We start from the raw sequence: 22,504 nt of genomic DNA on the forward strand, positions 1-22,504 counted from the left end.
AATAAAAAAAACAAGGATTTAAGAAAATGAATAAAATTCTAATTATACTGACTGCAATTGTTGTTGTGATAGTGATTGCTTTTTTTGTGCTAGGCGTAATGTCTAAAACAGGACATGCTCCCGGATTAAAACAAGGAAAACTACAGGCTTGTACCAGTATTGAAAATTGTGTATTTAGTGAAACCATTGATGGCGTTGATAATAATATTCAGCCTTTTACTTTTAATGGAGATAAAGTGGTGTTCCTTACTCAATTAAAAACTCGCGTTGAATCGATGGGTGGTAAAATTGTCAATATTGAAGATGATTATATCGCGGCGACCTTTACATCAGGTATCTTTGGATTTGTTGATGATTTGGAACTGAGAGTCAGTGACGATAATTTATTACATTTTCGATCTGCGTCGCGTGTAGGGAAAAGTGACCTCGGTGCGAATAAAAAACGGGTTGAAGCGCTTAAGCTTTTGTTACAGGGAGCAGCTAAATAGGCGTTAAAGAATAATTTGATTCAGAAATAAGTAATGTTAGTTGCTAACTAGAGTAGTAGAAAATCGGGAATAATAAATGAATAAAAATATTGAACAACTGCTAACGTTAGTGGCTAACTGTAATGATCAATTAACGGAAAAGTATCCGCAACTTTCTACTGCAGTGGGCCTACTAGAGCAAAGTTTACAGGCCTCTAATGCAGTGACTATTGATAATGTTAAGCTTAAAAAGAGATTAATGTTTATTATTCTTGATGCTCATCCTGAAGTTGTAGGTATTGGTACCGGTCAATCCGGGACTGAAGATTTTACTTTTATTAAGCAAGTGTCACTGGCTGAGATATCACCAAGTTTATTGATTGAACTGTTAGAGCAGCATATTACTGATTGCTAATTAGGAGGATGATACTTCCATTGAAAGTGATAGGAATGAGAAAAAATGTTTAAACAGTATCAAGCTCAGTGTGAAAGTTTTATTGCTGAAAATATGAAAACGGATTTAGCACATGACTTGTTGCACGTTAAACGCGTAGTTAAGTTAGCAACACTGATAGCGAAAAAAGAGAAGGCAGAACTAAACGTAGTATTACCTGCTGCTTGGTTGCACGACTGTGTTAGCTACCCTAAAAATCATCCTCTACGCAGTCAAAGCTCATTACATGCGGCAGATAAAGCCATTCAATTCTTATCAAGTATCGAATATCCAAAACAGTACCTAGATGCTATCCATCATGCGATTGCAGCACATAGCTATAGTGGTGGGTTAATAGCCAATACCCTTGAGGCAAAAATTGTGCAGGATGCTGATAGATTAGATGCGATTGGCGCGATTGGTATTGCGCGTTGTATTCAAGTAAGTAGCCAATTAAAGCGACCACTATATGCGTCTGAAGATGCATTTTCTGAGCAAAGAACGTTAGATGATCAACGTTTTACACTGGATCACTTTTATACAAAGTTATTAAAATTAGCTTCCTTAATGCATACCCAAACAGCGCAAGATATTGCAGCGCAGCGCACGCAGTTTATGGAAAGTTATCTGCAACAGTTAGCTTTAGAAATTTAAAGCAATAATTATCAAGTCACTGGCGATTGGGGGTAGACAGCTTTACCCTAATTAACTTTATTCTAAATAAAATTGCCTTAAATAACATTACCTTAAATAAAATTACCTTAAATAAAATCACCTTAAATAACATTGCTTTAAGTAATTTTTTATAATCAAATTGCTTAAAGCAAGTGCCTTTTAGCTAATTCAAATAACCTTTAGTAAATTCAAATAACCTTAAGCCAATTCAAATATCCTTTAACTAATATAAAGAAATAAGTCGCTAACTGTCATATTGATATGAATAATTAATATTGACAATTTACCTGCCTAGGCAGTATTATTTTTTTATTGCCTAGGCAACTAATAATCAGGAAACCTGCTCCCTATGACTCATCAACTAAACATTAAATCATTAGGTTTACCATTAGCGAAACTGATTGGTTTAGTTAATCAACGTAAAGAGCTGTTACTAAATCAATATTTAGCGCCTTTTAATATCAGCTCTGCACAGTTCAAAGTATTAGCTGCAGTGCATTATTATGAGATTGATTCTCCGGCTGACCTTAGTAAATATCTCACTATTGATGGGGGCTCAATGACCCGAATGGTGGACAGGTTAGTGAAAAAAGAATTAATAGATAAACAGCCTAACCCTAAAGATAAACGTGGTGTCATACTCGAACTAACAATCACTGGAAAATTATTATTAGCGCAATGTTTGGAGTGTATGGACAATCAAGTGGCTCCCTTGTTGACTGGGGACCTTTCTGTACAAGAGATAGAACAGTTGAGTGCGCTTCTAACGCGTTTATTACCAGCCTAAGCAACCTAATTATAAGAATAACTTTGAGTGTCACATTCCTATTTTATTTATCTCCTATAACCAGAGAGATCGTTAACAAATAAGTGGTAAAGCATGCAAACATCAGAAAAAACAACAAGTACTATGGCTAATGACCCAGTTAAAAAGAGTAAGCGTAAAACCTCTTTCTTTATTTTGTTTATTGTATTGGTTGTTATTGCTGCAACTTGGTTTTTTTATTATGAGGTTTATGCCAAATACTCTGAAGAAACCAATGATGCCTATGTGAATGGTGATTTAGTGGTCATTTCCCCACAAATTTCAGGCACGGTGAGTAAAGTTGTTGTGGATCAAGGGGATTACGTTGAAAAAGGTCAAATACTGATTAGTTTAGATTCCAATGATACGCAAATAGCGCTACAAGCAGCGGAAGCTAAATTAGCTAACTCGGTTCGTGAAGTACGTAGCTTATATGCAACTGCTGATAACGCGAAAGCGAGTTTGGAAGCTACTAAGGTCGAATATAATCAAGCGATTAGTGATTATAAGCGCCGTCAAAAGCTGGCTAAATCAGGGGCAATTTCTCAGGAAGATTTGAATCACTACAAAGACTTGGTTGAAACCACTAAGAGTCAATATCTTGCTTCACAACAGGCGCTTAAAATGGCTGTTTCATTAGTCGATAATACGGTACTTAAAACCCATCCAGCGATTAAATCTGCAGTCGCTAATTTACGCCAAGTATACTTAAATAATCTGCGTGCAGATATTGTTGCTCCTATCAGCGGTTATGTAGCAAAACGCGCCGTCCAGTTAGGTAGTCAAGTTCAACCTGGCACACAAATGATGGTGATTGTTCCTTTGCATCAAGTATGGGTTGATGCAAACTTTAAAGAAAGCCAGATGCGTGATATGCGTATTGGACAAGCGGTTATTTTGACCTCAGATTTATACGGTAAAGAAGTAGAGTATAAAGGTGAAATTGAAAGTCTAGGGATCGGTACTGGCAGTGCATTTTCATTGTTGCCCGCTCAAAATGCGAGTGGGAATTGGATTAAAATTGTACAACGCTTACCGGTTAAAATTCGTTTACAAAAAGATAACCTAGCACAATACCCCTTAAGAATAGGTTTATCGATGTTAGCAAAAGTGGATATTGAAGATAGCAGTGGGGCATTGCTTTCAGAAAGTCCTCAACAAGAAGCGCGCTTCGATACCGATGTTTATCAGAATACGCTGCAAGAGGTTGACCATTTAGTGACCAAAATACTACATGAGAATGTAGGTATTAATAATATTAGCCCTGAATAGGGGCGGTTATGAATGATCAAACCTATACGCCGCCGAGTATTGTTCTAGCAACTATTGCATTGGCTTTAGCAACTTTTATGCAAGTGCTTGATAGCACTATTGCTAACGTTGCTTTACCAACGATTGCTGGAAATTTAGGAGTGAGTTCAGAGCAGAGTACCTGGATCATTACTTCTTTTGCGGTATGTAATGCTATTGCATTGCCACTCACAGGATGGCTTTCACGACGTATTGGTGAACTGAAGTTATTTATTATTTCTGTTTCACTGTTTACGCTAACCTCTTTTTTATGTGGTATCGCCACTAGCATGCCAGAGTTGATTACCTTCAGAGCGTTGCAGGGCTTTTTTGCTGGGCCAATGTTTCCCATGTGCCAAACGTTATTACTCGCTATCTTCCCCTCGATAAAGCGTGGCGCTGCATTAGCCTTAATAGCGATGGTGACAGTCGTTGCTCCGATAGTAGGGCCGATTACAGGCGGTTGGATCACCGATAATTATTCTTGGCCTTGGATCTTTTTTATTAATATTCCAATCGGTATTTTCTGTTGTGTAGTGGTCTGGGAGCAGTTAAAAGATCGAGTAGAAACAACTGCAAAAATGCCCATTGATTATATTGGTATTGCATTGTTAGTGTTAGGGGTTGGTTTATTACAAGTAGTATTAGACTTAGGCAATAATAAAGATTGGTTTGAATCCACACAAATCGTGATCATGAGTATTATTTCTGTGATTGCATTAATCTCATTTGTTATTTGGGAGCTGACAGAGAAAAACCCAATTGTAGATTTATATTTATTTAGAGATCGCAATTATACCTTTGGTACTATCGCTTTAGTTTTAAGCTATGCGGCTTTCTTTGCAATCAATATTATATTACCGCAGTGGTTACAACTGTATATGGGATACACGTCGATATGGGCTGGTCTTGCGGCTGCTCCAATGGGCGTACTACCATTAATATTAGCGCCATTAGTTGGAAAATATGCACATAAATCAGATCTAAGGTTACTCGCTAGCATTTCATTTATTGTGATTGGCATTTCTTGTTTCTTACGCGCCAACTTTAATACCTTTGTAGATTTTGCTTCCGTGGCTGAGGTGCAATTGTTCATGGGGATTGGGATTGCCTTCATGTTTATGCCATTGACCACTATTTTCTTGTCTAATTTAAAAGGCCATCAAATAGCCGATGCGTCGGGCTTAACGACTTTTTTACGTGTGTTAGGCGCAAGTTTTGCCTCCTCATTAACCACATGGTTTTGGAATCGTCGAGCCGACTATCACCACGCGACTTTGACGGAACATGTTAGTCAATATCAGTTAGGTACAGTGGAGTATTTAGATAAGATGGGGGGAGCAACCCAAGCTAATCTCGCATCCGTTAATAACATTGTTACTCAGCAATCATATATGATGTCGATGAATGATTACTTTTATATGCTAGGTTGTTTATTTTTTGTCTTAATTGGTCTGATATGGTTTGCAAAAGGCCCTTTTATCAAATCAGCCCCAGCGGCGGCAGGAGATTAAACATAAGCTTGTATTAGTTGAATGGTTGGTAGAGGTTTTTAATGTAAGGGCTCACTGTAACTTATTGCTTTTGATTAGGAATAAATTATGTAATTGTGTCTTCATAATGTCCATCTTAATACTATTTTTTCAATTTTATTTCTTCAACATTATTTATTTAACATAGCTTATTCAATACTATTTTTTCAATGCTACTTTTCAAATGATACTTTTTCATAGGAAGGTTTTAATGAAAAATAAAGCTACAAAAGGTTACTTTACAGGGATTAATCATGACTGAATTAGAACAGCAATTAGCGTTTATCATCGAAATAGACAAACTAAAAGCGGTATACCGTCAAACCACGGTCAAAGAAGATAAAAACCGCCATGAAAACAGTGCAGAGCATAGCTGGCACATCACGCTTACTGCACAGTTATTGCAAGGTTATGCAGAAAAGCCGATTAATATGACGCGCGTAATTAAGATGCTATTGATCCACGATATTATTGAAATTGATGCGGGAGATCTATTTGCCTTTGCCGAACAAAAAGACCATCAACAACAAGCTTTAAAAGAAGAAAAAGCGGCACAACGTTTGTTTGGTTTATTGCCCACTTCACAAAGCGAAGAGTATAAAAGTCTGTGGCTTGAGTTTGAAGAAGCTAACACTAGCGATGCACAATTTGCTAAATCCATGGATAGAATATTACCACTGGTGCAAAACATGAATAACCAAGGCGGTAGTTGGGCTAAACATAAAATCAGTCAAGCACAGGTGTTGGCACGCAACAATCACTTACAAACTATAGCGCCTAAATTATGGCAATATGTTGTTTCACAAACTGAGCTTGCCGTCGCTAAAGGTTGGTTGCTTACCGCTAATTAATCAGTAATAAAAGGTTTAATGTTTTATTCATTAAATCTACTGCACTCATCTGTGTATTTAAGCCTTAATTAGATCGTGCAATAGTGCCAATTAAGGCTGTACTTCGATTTAAAAGTCGATTTAAAAGTTGATTTAGTAAAGCATTTAAGAAAACCTATTTAAGAAAAACAATAAAATAACTGTCCTATTTAACTCAAGAAAGGGTATTTTTTGATTGATGTAATGGTGTGTTGATAGATATAAAATTTTAATGATTAGGCATTTTCATTGGTAGCTTTCAATCTAGGCTAGATGTATTGTGGCTAGCCAATGGCTATCATCAATATAGCTGTAATAGGTTAGATTTTAATGCATGCGATGAAGAGAGAAAATATGACGAATAAAGTAGATGTTGTTATACCTACTGCCCCTATCAAACCTTACGTACATGATATGCACGGCCACAAACGTAAAGATAATTATTTTTGGTTACGTGATGATAAGCGAGAAGACCCTGCGGTATTAGCTTATTTAGAAGAAGAAAATAACTACACAGAACAACAAATGGCCCCTTTGTCTGCGTTACAGCAAACCTTGTATGATGAGATGGTCGCAAGACAGGAGCCTGAAATAGAATCCGTTCCGTATTTTAAAAAAGGCTTCTGGTATATCTCTCGTTACGATCAAGGTAAGGATTATAGCGTTTATACACGCCGTAAAGGTACGCTAGAAGCGACCGAAGAAATCTTTTTTGATTGTAATGAACGAGCACAAGGTTTTGCCTACTATCAATTAGGTACACTTGCATTATCGCCTAATTCAATGCTTTTGGCCTTCAGTGAAGATACCGTTAGTCGTCGTCAATATACTTTACATTTTAAAGATCTACGCACTAATGGGATATTTGCAGATAGTATTGAAGATGTGACAGATGTAGTTTGGGCGAACGATAACAAAACTGTTTTTTATGTAAAACAACATACGCAAACGTTATTATCATATCAGGTATATCGTCATACATTAGGTGAGCCATCTACAAATGATGTACTTATCTATGAAGAAACTGACGATACTTTTTCTTTGGGTTTATATAAAACACGATCAGAAGAGTATTTAGTAATTTGTGCTGATAGTACTATGACTTCTGAATGTTTGATCATAGATGCAAACCAACCATATAAAGATTTTAAATATTTCTTACCAAGACAAAGAGACCATGAATACAGTGTTGATCATTTCCATGGCCAATTCTTTATACTGAGTAATTACAGCGGCAAAAACTTTGCTTTACACACAATAACGACACAACTGGACGAGTTGCAAACGGTCCAACCTGAACACTGGCAAACACTAGTACCGGCAAGAGAATCTATTTTGTTGGAAGGTTATGAGTTAATGCAGGACTGGTTAATTGTTGAGGAGCGTGAACTAGGCTTACCAGTATTACGACAAATCAATTTTAAAACCGGAGAGTCCCGTGCTCTGACTTTTCATGATCCCGTTTACACTGTGTTCAGCCATCATAATCCACAACCTGCGACGAGTAAATTTCGTTATCAATATACCTCTTTTACAACACCCTCTACCGTCTACGAATTAGACCTTGATAGTGGCAAAATTGTGCAGCTAAAACAAAGCCAAGTAATGGGGGATTTCGATAGTGAAGATTATCAAAGTGAACGTGTTTGGGTAACCGCAAGAGATGGTGCAGAAGTGCCTGTTTCATTGGTTTATAAGCGTGAACTATTTAATCATAGTAATCCATTACTTGTTTATGCTTACGGCTCCTATGGCCATAGTTTAGATATTGGTTTTAGCTCTGCTAACCTAAGCTTGCTAGATCGTGGTTTTGTTTATGCTGTTGCGCATATACGTGGTGGTGAAGAGTTAGGTCGTGATTGGTATGAACAAGGTAAATTACTGCAAAAGAAAAATACCTTTAATGACTTTGTTGATGTGTCGAAGGCTCTGGTTGCAAAAAAATATGGCGCTGAAGATAACGTATTTGCAATGGGAGGAAGTGCTGGTGGTTTATTAATGGGGGCTGTTATCAACCAAGCACCTGAACTATACCGCGGCGTGGTTGCTGCTGTGCCCTTTGTTGATGTTGTTTCAACGATGTTAGACGATTCCATTCCATTAACCACGGGGGAATATGATGAATGGGGGAATCCAAATGATCCTGAATTTTATCATTATATGCTTGAATATAGCCCCTATGATCAAGTTAAAGCAAAAGCGTATCCGAATATGCTAGTTACCACTGGGTTACATGATTCTCAGGTTCAATACTGGGAACCTGCTAAATGGGTTGCCAAGTTACGAGAATTAAAAACCGATGATAATCAGCTAATGTTATACACGGATATGGAAGCCGGACACGGTGGTAAATCAGGAAGATTTAAACATTTTGAAGATACGGCCCGAGAGTTTGCTTTCTTGATTGATCTTGCAAAATGTTAAGCTTTATTTTGACTCTTAGATACCCTTAGATAGCTTACTTAATTAAAAATAGTTTGGCTGAATAATAGATAGCACTTAGATAACAACTAATAAGTGATGAAAATGTAGCCCGTTTTTATCACTTTTTTTGACTATCGCTAGCCAATTTCGCTTTTACTCTGTCCTAATAATTCTAATCTCAATAACTTATTGCTCTACTTTATACCAATTCCGCTAAATAGATGATCAATCTTGCCGTTAAAATAGATCGCTTTTCAGTTAGAAACTCTGAAAAAAGAATAACTATTAGGTGGAATTAAAATATTTTTATCTCGAATTCACATTAACTACATAAGGTTAACTAAATTTATTATCGAATATCAAATTATTTATCTGCATATTTATTGATCTAGTTAAATGTGTACTTACCATAAATAACTTATATTTGTGATTATGGTTTGATTATTTTTTTTTATTTAATGCCTTAAGCTGTTGATTTAAATGTTTATGCGTGTATTGTTGAATTGAATATATCAAATGAATGAAATAATTAGTTATTAATGTGAATATAAGATTCTTCTTACTCTGAATCATTAAACAATGGAGACCTGAATGCACCTATTTAAGTATTTTGAGCCCGCTAGGTTGGATGTCATTGAAAGTGGATGTATTCGTTTAACGCAACCTATCGACTTTAATGATCCTTTTGAATTAAAGCCTGTCACTTCTACTTGTGGTATCAAAGATGCTATGCCAGATGTATCCAACACAGAAGAAAACTTAGGTTCATATAATAAAATAGATAAGCTACCAGTAAAAGCGTCAAGCCCAGATTTAGAGTTTAAAGCGAATAAAAATTTATTAGAAGAGCAGCAAGTGATTGCAACTACGCCGCCAGAGACTAGTAGTTTTACGGGGGAAACTAGCGAACAAAATCAGGGGGAAGTAATAGGCGTACTTTGCTTAACGGAGGAGCCAGATAATTTATTAATGTGGTCACATTATGCTGATTCCCATCAAGGGTTCTGCGTTAAATTCGATACTTCTAATTACTTTTTTAACCAAAAGAGAACCATGGAGGACGATTTTTACCATCTTAGGAAAGTTGAGTATATTGAGCAACATCCAATTAAAGTGATTAAGTCTAATGTCGGTGTAGATTTACTATTACATAAATCTGATACCTGGTCACATGAAAAAGAGTGGCGGTTTTGTGCAGTTTTGCACGACTCAGATATGCTAATTGAATGTGCGGATAGCGATATACATTTATTTAAATACCCTAAAGAAATCATTAAGGAAATTATTTTAGGAGCGAATGCTTCAGAGGAGCTTGCTGACAAAATAAAAACAATTATTGACCAGACTCCAGAGTTTTCACACGTGAAGTTGAGTAAAGCCTATATTGCAGAAAAGTCCTATCGTTTAGAATTTAAAAGCTTATAAATACACTTATTATTTAAATCTGAGTAATTCCCTAAATACTTTTTTGTATTAAAAAATAGTCGTAACGCTCGATTCATAACATTCGATTCATAACCCTCGATAAAGATTAAGCTTATTTATTAGAGGAAATGATCATTTAAATCACTAAACTGTACCTTTACGTCCTGAGCTCCTTTTTGCATAAGGAGTTACTTTTGTACAAAGAGTTACTTTTTGAACATCGAGCAAAAGTAACTAAGGTATAAACGAATAAGCATAAGCGGCTTAGCTCGGGGCATTTAACTCTCATTTGGGTTAACAAGACTCACGCCGTTATGACTCTATTTGCTTACGAAAAAACTGCACCATTTCATCACGGGTTTTAAGATGTTTGAGGTGAAAAATATCCATTGGGAATAGTAGTTCAATCACACCAGTATCAAATATACGTTTTACTTCGTATTCATTATGAGCAACATCTTGTTGATATCTATAATTTAACCAGGTTTTATTCGTATGAATAATAAATTCCACTCGCATACCGCCTAAACGAGCAAAAAACTTCATCATAGCTGTTTTATCACTAGACCCTACTGCGCGACCTTGATATTGAGAATGTTCACTTAAAGTGTCGGAGATATCCTCTAAAACCATTAAAGAGTTTGCTTTTGAAGCGCTACGCGTGAGGTGTTGCTGAAAAGCTTTTACATCGCTTACCGAATCAAGTACGGCCATCAGTCCAAGTTCATCATCTACTGCAACCGCTGGATTTTTTTGGTTTTTTCGTAATAGTTTTAAAACCTTTGCCTGCGGTGGTTTTTTTCTAATAGAAACGTAAATAGGAGTTTTTTTCACTCCGACTGTAAAGCTACGGCGTTTTAATAGAGTTAACTTTTCACCTTTTGCTAGTTGTATTAACTTAGCCTGTGCTGGATCTAAAACCGTTACTGCATTACAGCTAAAGTCCTCTGGTCGATGTTTTGAATAGAGATAGACGGGATCCAGTTCCCCTATTTTTAAATTTGGGCTCCAAACATAACCGTTTAAAAAGGCTAGAAAAGCGGAGAATTTGCTTTCAATATCTGTTTCTCGTTCTCGTTGATCAATACTTGCAGCGAGGGTCATTAAAATGAGTTTACGTCGCGCTTCAAAGCGTGCTTTTTTATGGTAACCATCATTGAACATGATTAATAACAATTCAACGGGGTTGTTAGTGACTTCTATCTCATTAGTCGCTTCAATATGTGAAGCGTAGGGAGAAAGGATTTTACCAATAATAGAGTGAATGACGGCATCAGCTGTACGAGAGTACTCATCTACACGGCTCTTTATTTCATTGAGGTTACCGTTGATGCCAAACATATTACCTAATAAGCACAATGCTCGCTCAGAGCGCTTTTCTCGTAATGCTTTATCTGAAATGAGGGTTTGAATTTGCTCAAAATCATCAACGCCTAAAAATTCAAATATTTGGCTACGTAAAGCGCGATATTTTGTGACGTTGTTAGGATTCTTTTGTAAATTTTTTAACCATTGACGCGTTTGCTGAGAAAAGCGTCCGATATTTAGTGAGTGTTCAGAAACAGTGAAAGGCCCTGATTGTTGAAGAGAAGTAAAAACGCTGTTTGTAGAGAGCACTGACATAAAACCACCAAAACGATATAAAACCCATGCATTAACTGCATTCATGTAATAAATATACACTAATTAATTGATTTAAAAATAATAAAAATGAGAAGCACTATTAGAATGATTATTACGGTTGCTGATAAGAAGTTCAATTTAAGCTATTTAGCGAGTAACTTTATTCCTGATTTTATATAAAAATAGATAGCAAATAAGGTATTAGCTGATTTCATTTATTTATCACTAATAGTGTTGATATGACAAGCGAATGATATGAATTCAATTTCTTGTTCTGGTTTGATAATAACTAGCATAAAAATCATAAGAGATTGAAAAGTAATTATAAAAATAACGAATCTTTCTCTTAGAGCAGTGTGTTAATTTCTCTTTAAGGTTTCAAGACATTTACTTGAATTTATATTTTTAGTTTTAGCTCTCTTGTTTTTACCTGATATTTAATAGGGAATAATCGAAAAATAAAGTTATTGATTTTATTGGTGTTTTTGATCTCATTGGTCTTTAAGTAAACTAACGATAATTTTCATTCTTGCTACACTTTAGAGGTATCTGTCAATGTCGCCAGATGCTAAATAGGTGCTTTTAGATCTTAGATTTAGCACATTAAAAACTAAAGGAAATAATAATGATTGATAACCTAGCAAGAGAAAATAAAGTAAATATTATCGCTCAACAAGATCAGTTGGATAAAGAATACTTACAGCTTAAAACACATTATGATGAAAAATATAAAGCAGGTTGGTACTTTATGCACGCGCAGCCTCGCCCATGTTTTAGTACATTATTATTAGACGAGTTAAATGATTATGCGAAAAATATTAAAACAGAGATGGTCAATAGTGAACAGCAAAAATATGATTATCTGATCCTTGCTTCTGATGTTGATGGTATTTTTAATTTAGGTGGCGATTTAGCCGTTTTTCTTGAATTGATAAAAAAACAAGATCGTGCAGGATTACTAGCCTATGCAACAAAGTGTATTGATGTTTTATACCATAACATCACCCATCTGGATTCAGAGCTGACTACCATTGCTTTAGTTCAAGGTGATGCATTAGGAGGAGGGTTTGAAGGTGCTTTATCAAGTAATGTTTTAATTGCTGAACGTGGTACCAAGCTTGGTTTGCCAGAAGTCTTGTTTAATCTATTTCCAGGAATGGGGGCTTATTCATTACTCAGTCGAAAAGTAAGTGCAGCAAAAGCCGAAGAAATTATTTTAAGTGGTAAGTTGTATTTAGCTGAGGAGTTGTTTGAGCTAGGGATCGTTGACGTATTGGCTGAGAAAGGAGAAGGAGAAAAAGAGGTCTATCGTTATATTAATGCAGCAAATCGAAAAGCAAACAGTTACCAAGCTATTCGTAAAGTACGTGATATTTGTGCTCCCATTCCTTATAAAGAGTTAATAGATGTTACTAATATTTGGGTCGATTCAGCGTTAAAGTTAACAGCTAAAGATCTTCGAATGATGGAAAGATTAGTGATGCGTCAATCAGCAAAAAATATCTCATAATCAAAATATTTCATAATCTAAGTTATATAGTTTTTATTGTGGTCTCAATTCCATTTTAAAATAGATATAAAATCGTAGCTAAAGCACTATACTTTTTATCTTATTTTTCTGTAGAAGATTTTACTAAGGCATTATTCAAAGCTTCTACAGTTTTAGTAAAATTGTATTCAATATCGCCTACTAATACAGTGAGCTTTGGAGTGCCAATATCATAAGGTTTACACTCTTCTCCTTTCCTACATATTTCTACTAGTCTGTCTGCCCCAAGTTCCGATGCTGCACCTTTTAAAGCATGTAGTGATTCACGGAATTGCAAATAGTCACCAATAATGGCTTGTTGTAAGTATTTAATATGCTTATTACCATCTTCTGTAAAACCTGTAATTAAGCACGTCATAAACTCAACATCATTATCTAATTGAAATAGTTCCTCAAGGACGGCACTATTATACCATTCATTATCAGCATGCTGCTTTTTAAGGTTTGCTATGCTTGTTGGAGTAGGGGCTGTATTGCTGATAGTTGAATTGCTAATCGTTGAACTGGAGGTATTAGAAATTACCGCTATTTTTTTCAATAAATCATGAGAATCAATAGGTTTAGTTAAAAATTCATCGACACCTAAACTAATACCTAGTGCTCTAGCTTCAGGTGTTGCATCGGCAGTTAACATGATGATCGGCAGCGTATTACTGGTATCCATAAAGCGTAATGCCTGTACAACTTCATCACCAGAGCACTTAGGCATATTTTTATCGACAATTAATAAGTCAAAGTGTTCTAAATCTGTGCTTAACTTGTCTAGTGCTTGTTCGCCATCATTAGCGATAACAATAGAATGACCTGCTCGTTTTAAAATACCAGATAAAACCTGTTGGTTAACTTTATTGTCTTCAGCAACGAGTATGTTTAATGCCTTCGCTCCATTCTGGCTGTCATAAAAATCACTTAAAGAAACAACTTTTTTGTTACTGCTATCAATGCGCTGTGCTGTATGTAGGGCGTTAAATAATGAGCGTTTATCGTTGATATCAGCAATCACCGAGATGAAGTCTTGTCTTATTTTTTCGTTGTGTAGATGTACAGGTTCTGGATTAAGCAGTACTAACGATAGCCCATCTAATAATTTTTCCGATGCTAAAAGGTTGCTAAACTGTATTGGACTCATGCCCTGTAGACTAAATCTATCTACGAGCAGTATCTTATAACCTCGTGCTTGGCCGAGAGCATTTTTTTGCATTCTTAATGTCTGTACTGGAGATTTAGCAAAATCTGCAGATAAATCCCATGTTCTTAAAAAAGACTGTACCGATTTCTTAGTTGTATCGGTTGCCATAATTAATAAATCACTGTCATTTACAGTTAGAGAAACATTCGGAAGGATCGTAAAAGGAAGTTCAAACCAAAAAGTTGAACCTTGATCTAATTCACTTTCAACCCCTATTTTTCCTCCCATTAATTCAACCAACTCTTTTGAAATAGTGGTTCCTAGCCCTGTACCATTGATATGACGTATCGCAGCTTTTCCAACTTGAGTAAAATCGTCAAATACGCTTAGTAGTGATTTTTTATCAATACCTATACCAGTATCTTTAATATCAAAGCGAATAACAGTGGCGCTTTCCTGCTCGGAAACAAGGTAAATATGCACTTTAATTGTGCCTTGATCAGTAAACTTTATCGCGTTCCCTATTAGGTTTACTAAAACTTGACGGATATATTGCTGATCTGCTTCTATTTGTAAGGGAACATCAGAATCAATGTTTAATATAACAGTTAAGCCTTTGGCTTTTGCAATCAGTTTTTGTGTATCAATAACTGAATTAATTAAAGTATGTAAATCAACGGATTCTTTATTGATTGTTATTTTCCCTGCTTCAATTTTAGAAATATCTAGCACTTTTTCAATTAATCCTAGTAGCGTTTTTGCAGAGCTTTGCATGGTGCTAACTAGTTGATATTGTTCTTGATCGAGTTTAGTTTCAATGAGGAGATCTCCAAGCCCTAATACACCATTTAAAGGAGTTCTTAGTTCGTGTGACATATTAGCCAAAAAGCGAGTTTTAGCTTGATTTGCTTTTTCTGCCATATCGATTGCAGCATATAGTTTTTTAATTAAAAATATTGAATATAACGGGATCAGAGTGATCACGATTAATAGGCTTATTGCTATCGTCATTTCAGTCTGCCAATAACCACCCCAATAAATCGCAGATATAAATCCAATAATGCCTATTACCATAGAAATATAGAGATAATTAACGCCGAACCTAAAACCATTACCTAAAATAACCCACAGATAGAAAACAAATAAATACACTGTTTCTTGCGCCGCAGTGGCCATTAATACAGACAGAGAGATAAGGTCTAAAAATATACCTATCACTCTTCTCGTTGGGCTGACTTTAGGGTTGATACAAATAGCGGTAAAGAGAGCGATAGCAACACTAGATGCGACGAGTATCACTATCTTAATTGTAGAGTTTAATAAATCGCTAAACTGTTCCTCTGCACCCCATGGAATACAGAAAATTAGAATTAATAATAAGGCAATAATAACACGAACGAAGGCTTGCTCTGATTCGGGATCAGCCGTTTTTTTGAGCGAGGCATTGACCGCATTTAGTTTTTTACATAGTAAGTTCATTCAAGCATCGAATCCGTTTAATGGTCTATTAATTGCTTTCTACAGTTTATTACTAGCAGTCTGTGCCACTGTTAGCTATCGGGATATTCGCTATGTATTGCAGTGATATTAGGCAGGCGCTTTAAGAATGCATCAACACACTTTGGGTCAAATTGTGTACCGGATTGTTTTTTAAGAAAATCAATCGCATCTTCAAGTGGCCAGGCTTTTTTGTAGGGTCTAACAGACATTAATGCATCAAATACATCGGCAACGGAAACAATACGTGCGATTAGTGGGATTTGAGAACCAGTTAACTGATTAGGGTAACCTTCACCATTAAAGCGCTCATGGTGATTAAGGGCTATAATGGCGCCCATTTGCATATATTTTGATTGACTACCCGAAAGAATTTCATATCCAATCGTGGTATGAGTTTGCATGATTTCCCACTCTTCTGGAATAAACTTTCCTTCTTTTAATAAGACACGGTCAGGAATACCAATTTTTCCAATATCATGCATTTGCGCAGCATGTTCAAGATCATTACATTCATTCTCATTTAAGCCGATTTCTTTAGCTATTTCTTTGGCATATTTTGCCATTCTAATAACATGATTACCGGTTTCTTCATCGCGATATTCACCTGCTTTCGCAAGTCTTAAGATCGTTTCTTGTTCTCGTTGAAGAATTTGTTCTGTGGCTAAATGTACTTGCTCTGCTAACCAATCGGCTCTATTTTGAATGATCACATGTTGCTTATGTAGTTTTAATAAATTTCTGCAACTTGTACGGCATTCGATTTGGTCGATAGGTCTATTTAAAAATGCGGTTGCACCTGCTTCTAGGGCTTCATGACGCACTTTTTTCTCACTAACAACAGTGATCATCATGATCGGAATATGTTCACCTGTTGCTGTGTTACGCACTGCTTCAATGAACTCTATTCCATTTAAACCGGGCATTCTATAATCGGTGACAATCAGGTCTGCTTGGTTGTTTTCTAACCAGTTTAGTGCTTTTCTAGGATCAGCAAAATCAATCACTGTAATGTCATCAGCAATCTGTAGAATAATTTTTTCTAGGATCATCCTTCCCGTTGACTGATCATCAACGACCACCACTTGTCTTTGGTTATTCACAATAGTACTTCCACTTAAATTTTAAAGAATTAGTTTATGAAATAGGACAGGTGTAACTTCATTTACCCTTTAGTCATTTTCCTATTACCTAGCATCTAATTTTAATACATATGATGATTATTATTATTATGTGTATTAGCATCTATCAAGCCGCTGTAAATGAGAAGCTTGTGAAGATGGTTTTATGACAGAGTATAGATAATAACGTATCTTTTAGGTTGTTTATTAAAAAATGATCAATTAAATCCTATTGGGACACTTATTGAATTATTTATCACTAATATTATTGTTTTTTTTGATTTTAAATAATGCAAAAAATACTCAGTTATGAGTAGCGTAAATTACTGCAATTTAGAACACAACCTAAACCTGAACTTTAATTACGTGTGTTTATCAGTAAAATTATCGGTATATTACAAAGGTGCAGATTCTTTTATGGTGAAGCCTTTAATAATGAAACAGTTAATGGTGTAGCAGTCAAAACATGTAATAAATATTGATGCAGTAAATCTTAATTTAGTCGATCTTAATTTAGTCGATCTTAATTTAGTAAATAGTAATGTAATTTATTTGATTAACCGATTTTGATTAAAGCATCGTATGTAATAACCTCGTACTATTAATACATAATCATTTGCTATCTACTATGTGATTATTTTCTTCTTAATAAATTAAGGAAACTACCATGACTCAAAGCTTCAATAACGACGCCATTAAAACGGCTATTGTTGGTTATGGCTTTTCAGCTACAACCTTCCACCTTCCTTTTATTGACACTTTATCTGAATTTGATGTTACCGCGATCAGTAGTAGTCAAGCTGGTAATGTTGAGCAAGATTGGCCCAAAGTACAACATTACCTAACTGCCGAAGAGATGATTGGTAATAGCGATGCACAATTAGTAATTATTACTGCACCAAATGATGTGCATTTTTCATTAGCTAAATTAGCGTTAGAAAATAATAAGCATGTTATTTTAGAAAAACCATTTGTGACAAAAATCACTGATGGAAATGCTTTGATAAGCCTTGCTAAAGAGAAAGGTTTGTTACTTAGCGTTTATCATAATCGTCGTTGGGACGGTGATTTTTTAACGGTTAAGAAGCTTATTGAAGAAAAAACACTGGGGCACATTAAGCATTTTGAATCTCACTTCGATCGTTTCAGGCCTGTCGTTCGTCAACGCTGGCGAGAAAGTGCTCAAGATGGCGGTGGTATTTTATTTGATTTAGGACCGCACCTAATTGATCAAGCTTTACAGCTATTTGGACTACCTGAAGCGATTACTGCACATTGTAAGATCACGCGTGAAGGCTCTTCTAATATCGATTATTTTAATTTAACACTCCATTATCCCGATAAATTAGCTTCTTTGAGTGCTTCTTTGTTCTCTGCTGGACCCAATTTACGTTTTAATATTCAGGGAGATCAAGGTACTTACAGGAAATTAGGCTTAGATCCGCAAGAAGATCTATTGAAAGCAGGTGTACGACCTGACGGTGAATATTGGAATAATGAAAGTGTTGAGCAATACGGTACTTTATATACGGAAGAGGCGTTAGAGGCGGTTAAAACTGAACGCGGTGGTTACCAACACTTTTATCATGGTATTGCTAATGCTATTAATGATGCAGGCCAAGTACCTGTATCTGCGGAAGATGCGTTATGGAATATTCGTTTGATTGAATTAGCGATGGAAAGTGAACGTTTAGGTAAAACTATGGCAGTTAAATTATGAGCTCAAACTATTCATTAAATGACTTATTAGCACAAGAATCGCAGCTACAGTTTGCGTCTTTTAACAATCAAACAGCTTGGGCGTTAGGTTGTAAATTGAAACAATTAGCCGAAACTAGAGAGGCGCAAGTTACGATCGAAGTTTATGCTTTCAACCAATGCCTATTTAGCTACGCAATGCCAGGAACTCAGCCAGATAATCTACATTGGATAAAACGTAAACGTCAAACCGTGTTGCGTTTTGGACATAGTTCTTATTACATCGGTCAATATAATAGCGCTAAGCATAGAGTGTTCGAACAGCAAGACCATATTAACGCTGATCTGTATTGTGCTCATGGCGGGGCTTTTCCAATTATTATTAAAAATTCAGGTGTAGTAGGAGTAGTGACGGTTTCTGGGTTACCGCAGGAGCAAGATCATCAACTGATATTGGATGCCTTGGATGAGTTAGTGGATTAGTGCAGGTGATGATTAAAGAGGGACTATTTAGCTTTTGAGGCTGCAATAAAAATGCTGTAACCCTGTCCTAAAATATGTGTTATTCACTTCAATGTTGAATCAGCGATTCATTTACTGTGAAATATTAAAAAGCCATTGCTTATGTTATCAGCAATGGCTTTTTTGTTATGTCTACGTTGCTCATTCTTATTTAAGAAAGCTTATCTTAGCTATATACATGTTAGCTTCGTTAAATGAGTACCGTTAAATTTATTGACCGTAGATATCAAAGCTAAAATAACTTGCTGCTATTTTATCATAGGTACCATTTTTACGGATTTCTGCAATAGCAGCATTAAACTTCTCTGCTAATGCTTTATTGTTTTTACGAAAAGCCAGTGCAGTGCCTTCCCCTACATAAGCTTTATCGGTTACTAACTTGCCTTTTAACGCAAAGTTAGCACCACGTTCTTTTTCTAAAAAAGCTAACACTAATTGATCTGAGTTTGCAAAGGCGGTATCTAAACGGCCATTGGCTAAATCAAGATATACTTGGTCTTGTCCGCTATAGCGTTTGATAGTGGCAACATCACCGTACATATCTGTCACATAATTATCATGTATGGTACCTACTTGAACGCCAATAACTTTACCTGTTAAGCCTGCTTTATCGATACTGAAGTTTGCATCTTTAGCAGTAACAAAACTGGCTGGTGTTTGATAATATTTTTTACTAAATAAAACACGTTTTTTACGATCTTCAGTAATACGCATAGATGCCATAATGACATCCGATTTTCTTGATAATAAACCTGGAATGAGTCCATCCCAACTTTGTGTTACCCACTCACACTTCAGCTCTGCTTGTTTACACAAAGCATCTGCGATCTCAATATCAAAACCAACAGGTTTACCGGTATTATCCTTATAATTGAAAGGTGGGTAAGTAAAGTCAGAAGATAGGCGTATAGGCTTAGTTTCTTGGGCTTGCAATGGGGTTATAAAAATTGACGATAATACAATCGCTGCAATATGTAATGCTTTCATGTTTAGATCCTTCTAGTGTAATGTTATTGAAAATGTTTAAGTGTATTGAGTGTTTCGAGCATACTTTTTTTGGAGCCAATAGTGATTCGTACGCAGTCACTAAGTGCTGCTTCATGTGCTTGGTTACGAGTAATAATTCCCTGCTTAACGAGGTAATCAAATACATTAAGGCCTTTATTAAACTTAATTAAAATAAAATTAGTTTGGCTACTATAAATCGTCTCAACAATATTTAATTGTTGTAACTCAGATTTAAACCAATCACGAACCTCAACCAATTCAGCAGTTTGTTTGGACATGGCTTGTAAACCAGAGTCTGATAATGCTTTTAATGCAATTTCAGCAGTAGGATCAGCGATAGGGTAAGGTGGAATAAGGCGATTCACATAAGCCATTACACTGCTATCTGCTAACAAAAATCCACAACGAATAGCAGCTAACCCAAACGCTTTTGATAGGGTGCGTATTACAATTAAATGTGGGTATTTATTCATTAAATGTAACGCACTCTGATGTGCTGAAAATTCAATGTAAGCTTCATCGATAACCACTAAGGTCGATGTTTTACTGGCCTCTAATAATTCAATAATATCGGCTTGGTTAATACTATTACCGGTAGGGTTATTAGGTGAACATAAAAATAATAAGCTGCTGGTGGGCAACTGTGTTTTGATCTCTTCAACATTTAATTGAAAATTATCTAACAACGGAATTTTATTAGTTGTTACTGCAAACGAATCAGCGCAAAACTCATACATTCCATAGGTGGGAGGGCAAATAATTATTTGGTCATTCCCAGGTGTACAAAAAGTACGAATCAACAAATCTATTGCTTCATCGGCACCTCGTACGGTCACTATTTCACTATTTAGTTTACCAACACCTTGCTCGCAATAAGCGAGGTAAGCTTGCGCAGTATCCTGTGGTAAAAAATCAGGATAACGATTGTAATGGTTATTACTGCCTTTAGAGAGGTCACCATATTGAGCGCACGTTTCAAGTTCATTCGCATTTAGCCATAAATGTCCGATACCGCCTAAACGGCGTGCAGACTGGTAAGGAACGAGCTTTTCTACTGCGCTTGGTACTAATGTTGATGCTAATGATTTCATTAACGTATTTCCGATTGAAGTTAAATACAGCCAAAAATAAAAATTGAATATTTATACTTTAAAAGTGCGTAAATATTCAGTTTTTGAATTGTAAGCGATTTAAACAAATCTTCATTGAAAGAAGAAACGAAAAATTGGTATAGTAGGTATGCGAAAAGAACATAGCTTGATGATTGTATCTACTCATTGGTGACGAGGTAAGTGTTCTATTCGCATAAATTCACGTTTTAGTGCTGTGCATATTTCAAGTGTTGAATTAATTGATTAGGTTTAAAACCTTAAAGCTTATTATTTGAATAGCAACACTAGCATTGAATGAAAACAATAACTGACTAATCTTTCACGTTATAAAAATGAGGTAATGATGGATAACCGTTTACCATCTACAAAGGAGATGCAGGCATTTATTGTTACTGCCGAACATTTAAAGTTTACTGTCGCGGCACAAATTTTAAATTTAACGCAGGGTGCAGTCAGTCGTCAGATTATTTCACTTGAGAAAAAATTAAATATTCCTCTATTTCATCGTCACGCTCGTGGCTTGAGTTTAACTGATAAAGGCAAAGATTTTTTGCCGTTAGTTAAGCAAGTGATTAATCAGATGAAAAGTGCGGTCGAAAAAGTATCTGATATTAAACCTATCATTAGATTAAAAGTGCCTAGTTGCATTACCACATGGCTATTACCCCAAATAATGGCATTTCAGCAAGCATTCCCAGATATTGCCGTAGAGCTAACTTCATCCATTAAACATGATATCAATTTTGCCTTTGAGTCCTTTGATGCTGCTATTTGCTATTGCACGGTTATTAAAGATAAAAACTTAAGTAGTCAGCTACTGTTTGAAGAATATTTAACACCGGTGTGTTCTCCCTCTTTATTAACTGAGGCACAAACACAGCTGAGTATCGAAGAGATGGGGCAATTACCATGGTTGCATGCAACACCACAGCAAAGTGATTGGAGTTTATGGTTGAATGAAGCCGGTTGTGCATCATTAACCGCTAAACATCATCAAAATTTTGCAACGTTAGATTTGGCAGTCGGCGCAGCTATTCAGGGGTTTGGGATTAGTATCGGGGATGTCACGCTAGCTGCTTCTGAGCTTGAAGCTGGAAGACTTTGTCAGCCTCATTCATTGCAGGTTAAATCTGGAAAGGGCTATTATTTCGTTTTCCCAAAGGTCACTAATAACCTCACATTACAAAATTTAATCAATTGGTTAGATAGTTGATAGTCTTATTTTTAGCCTTATTTTATTAAAAATAATGGAATAAAAATGTAATGCATAAAAAAATCCGAGAGCAGAAGCTGTTCTCGGATTTTATGTAATCTATTTACTCAAC

Annotated in this window: 18 protein-coding genes; 13 read left to right on the top strand and 5 right to left on the bottom strand. The window is 35.8% G+C overall.

Going from position 1 to position 22,504, the window contains the following annotated elements; all coding sequences use genetic code 11:
- Nucleotides 1–26 precede the first annotated feature (26 nt).
- The 9 genes from MT390_RS10620 (at nucleotide 27) to MT390_RS10660 (ending at nucleotide 9,920) form a co-directional block, all read left to right on the top strand.
- Entirely contained in the window at nucleotides 27–488 is a 462-nt protein-coding gene (locus MT390_RS10620) for a DUF1499 domain-containing protein (protein WP_499441043.1), read from the top strand.
- 76 nt (nucleotides 489–564) lie between these two features.
- Nucleotides 565–882: a hypothetical protein gene (locus MT390_RS10625; protein WP_166371618.1), complete on the top strand. Its 318-nt coding sequence runs from the start codon at nucleotides 565–567 to the stop codon at nucleotides 880–882.
- Nucleotides 883–927: 45 nt separating this feature from the next.
- Nucleotides 928–1,554 (top strand): HD domain-containing protein, encoded by a 627-nt coding sequence (locus MT390_RS10630; RefSeq protein ID WP_499441044.1) that lies wholly within the window; start codon nucleotides 928–930, stop codon nucleotides 1,552–1,554.
- Nucleotides 1,555–1,924: 370 nt separating this feature from the next.
- Nucleotides 1,925–2,362 carry a MarR family transcriptional regulator gene (locus MT390_RS10635; protein WP_299665233.1) on the top strand — a complete coding sequence of 146 codons (438 nt, stop codon included), beginning with the start codon at nucleotides 1,925–1,927 and terminating at the stop codon, nucleotides 2,360–2,362.
- 93 nt (nucleotides 2,363–2,455) lie between these two features.
- The gene (locus MT390_RS10640) at nucleotides 2,456–3,652 is read left to right on the top strand and encodes an HlyD family secretion protein (protein ID WP_499441046.1); all 1,197 of its coding nucleotides are present in this window, start codon (nucleotides 2,456–2,458) and stop codon (nucleotides 3,650–3,652) included.
- 8 nt (nucleotides 3,653–3,660) lie between these two features.
- The gene (locus MT390_RS10645) at nucleotides 3,661–5,184 is read left to right on the top strand and encodes a DHA2 family efflux MFS transporter permease subunit (protein WP_499441047.1); all 1,524 of its coding nucleotides are present in this window, start codon (nucleotides 3,661–3,663) and stop codon (nucleotides 5,182–5,184) included.
- 272 nt (nucleotides 5,185–5,456) lie between these two features.
- Nucleotides 5,457–6,053 carry an HD domain-containing protein gene (locus tag MT390_RS10650; RefSeq protein WP_299665224.1) on the top strand — a complete coding sequence of 199 codons (597 nt, stop codon included), beginning with the start codon at nucleotides 5,457–5,459 and terminating at the stop codon, nucleotides 6,051–6,053.
- 372 nt (nucleotides 6,054–6,425) lie between these two features.
- Nucleotides 6,426–8,495, top strand: coding sequence for a S9 family peptidase (locus MT390_RS10655; protein ID WP_499441049.1), 2,070 nt, complete (start codon nucleotides 6,426–6,428; stop codon nucleotides 8,493–8,495).
- 591 nt (nucleotides 8,496–9,086) lie between these two features.
- Nucleotides 9,087–9,920, top strand: a complete 834-nt coding sequence (locus tag MT390_RS10660; protein WP_499441051.1) for a DUF2971 domain-containing protein — start codon at nucleotides 9,087–9,089, stop codon at nucleotides 9,918–9,920.
- 312 nt (nucleotides 9,921–10,232) lie between these two features.
- Here the strand turns inward: MT390_RS10660 and MT390_RS10665 are convergent, their stop codons facing one another.
- Nucleotides 10,233–11,588 carry a hypothetical protein gene (locus tag MT390_RS10665; protein ID WP_240923612.1) on the bottom strand — a complete coding sequence of 452 codons (1,356 nt, stop codon included), beginning with the start codon at nucleotides 11,586–11,588 and terminating at the stop codon, nucleotides 10,233–10,235.
- 580 nt (nucleotides 11,589–12,168) lie between these two features.
- Between MT390_RS10665 and MT390_RS10670 the strand changes: the two genes are divergently transcribed.
- Nucleotides 12,169–13,053: a crotonase/enoyl-CoA hydratase family protein gene (locus tag MT390_RS10670; RefSeq protein ID WP_166371625.1), complete on the top strand. Its 885-nt coding sequence runs from the start codon at nucleotides 12,169–12,171 to the stop codon at nucleotides 13,051–13,053.
- 100 nt (nucleotides 13,054–13,153) lie between these two features.
- Here the strand turns inward: MT390_RS10670 and MT390_RS10675 are convergent, their stop codons facing one another.
- Nucleotides 13,154–15,700: an ATP-binding protein gene (locus MT390_RS10675; protein WP_499441052.1), complete on the bottom strand. Its 2,547-nt coding sequence runs from the start codon at nucleotides 15,698–15,700 to the stop codon at nucleotides 13,154–13,156.
- 71 nt (nucleotides 15,701–15,771) lie between these two features.
- Nucleotides 15,772–16,821, bottom strand: a complete 1,050-nt coding sequence (locus MT390_RS10680; protein ID WP_299665194.1) for an HD domain-containing phosphohydrolase — start codon at nucleotides 16,819–16,821, stop codon at nucleotides 15,772–15,774.
- A gap of 685 nt (nucleotides 16,822–17,506) precedes the next feature.
- Between MT390_RS10680 and MT390_RS10685 the strand changes: the two genes are divergently transcribed.
- Both MT390_RS10685 and MT390_RS10690 read left to right on the top strand, forming a co-directional pair.
- On the top strand, nucleotides 17,507–18,559 hold the full coding sequence (locus MT390_RS10685; protein ID WP_499441053.1) for an oxidoreductase: 1,053 nt from the start codon (nucleotides 17,507–17,509) through the stop codon (nucleotides 18,557–18,559).
- On the top strand, nucleotides 18,556–19,020 hold the full coding sequence (locus MT390_RS10690; protein WP_499441055.1) for a heme-degrading domain-containing protein: 465 nt from the start codon (nucleotides 18,556–18,558) through the stop codon (nucleotides 19,018–19,020). Before MT390_RS10685 ends, MT390_RS10690 begins: the two co-directional genes overlap by 4 nt.
- Before the next feature lie 249 nt (nucleotides 19,021–19,269).
- Here MT390_RS10690 and MT390_RS10695 read toward each other — a convergent pair whose 3' ends face one another.
- Complete coding sequence (locus tag MT390_RS10695; protein WP_166371629.1) at nucleotides 19,270–20,046, bottom strand: transporter substrate-binding domain-containing protein; 777 nt, start codon at nucleotides 20,044–20,046, stop codon at nucleotides 19,270–19,272.
- A 23-nt stretch (nucleotides 20,047–20,069) separates the two neighbouring features.
- On the bottom strand, nucleotides 20,070–21,158 hold the full coding sequence (hisC, locus tag MT390_RS10700; protein WP_499441057.1) for a histidinol-phosphate transaminase: 1,089 nt from the start codon (nucleotides 21,156–21,158) through the stop codon (nucleotides 20,070–20,072).
- A 364-nt stretch (nucleotides 21,159–21,522) separates the two neighbouring features.
- Here hisC and MT390_RS10705 point away from each other — a divergent pair, with 364 nt between their 5' ends.
- A complete protein-coding gene (locus MT390_RS10705) occupies nucleotides 21,523–22,392 on the top strand; it encodes a LysR substrate-binding domain-containing protein (protein WP_166371631.1) in 870 nt (289 codons plus the stop codon).
- Nucleotides 22,393–22,504 lie beyond the last annotated feature (112 nt).

Source organism: Vibrio sp. 2-Bac 85 (assembly GCF_037546705.1).
In the GTDB taxonomy this organism is placed as follows: domain Bacteria; phylum Pseudomonadota; class Gammaproteobacteria; order Enterobacterales; family Psychromonadaceae; genus Psychromonas.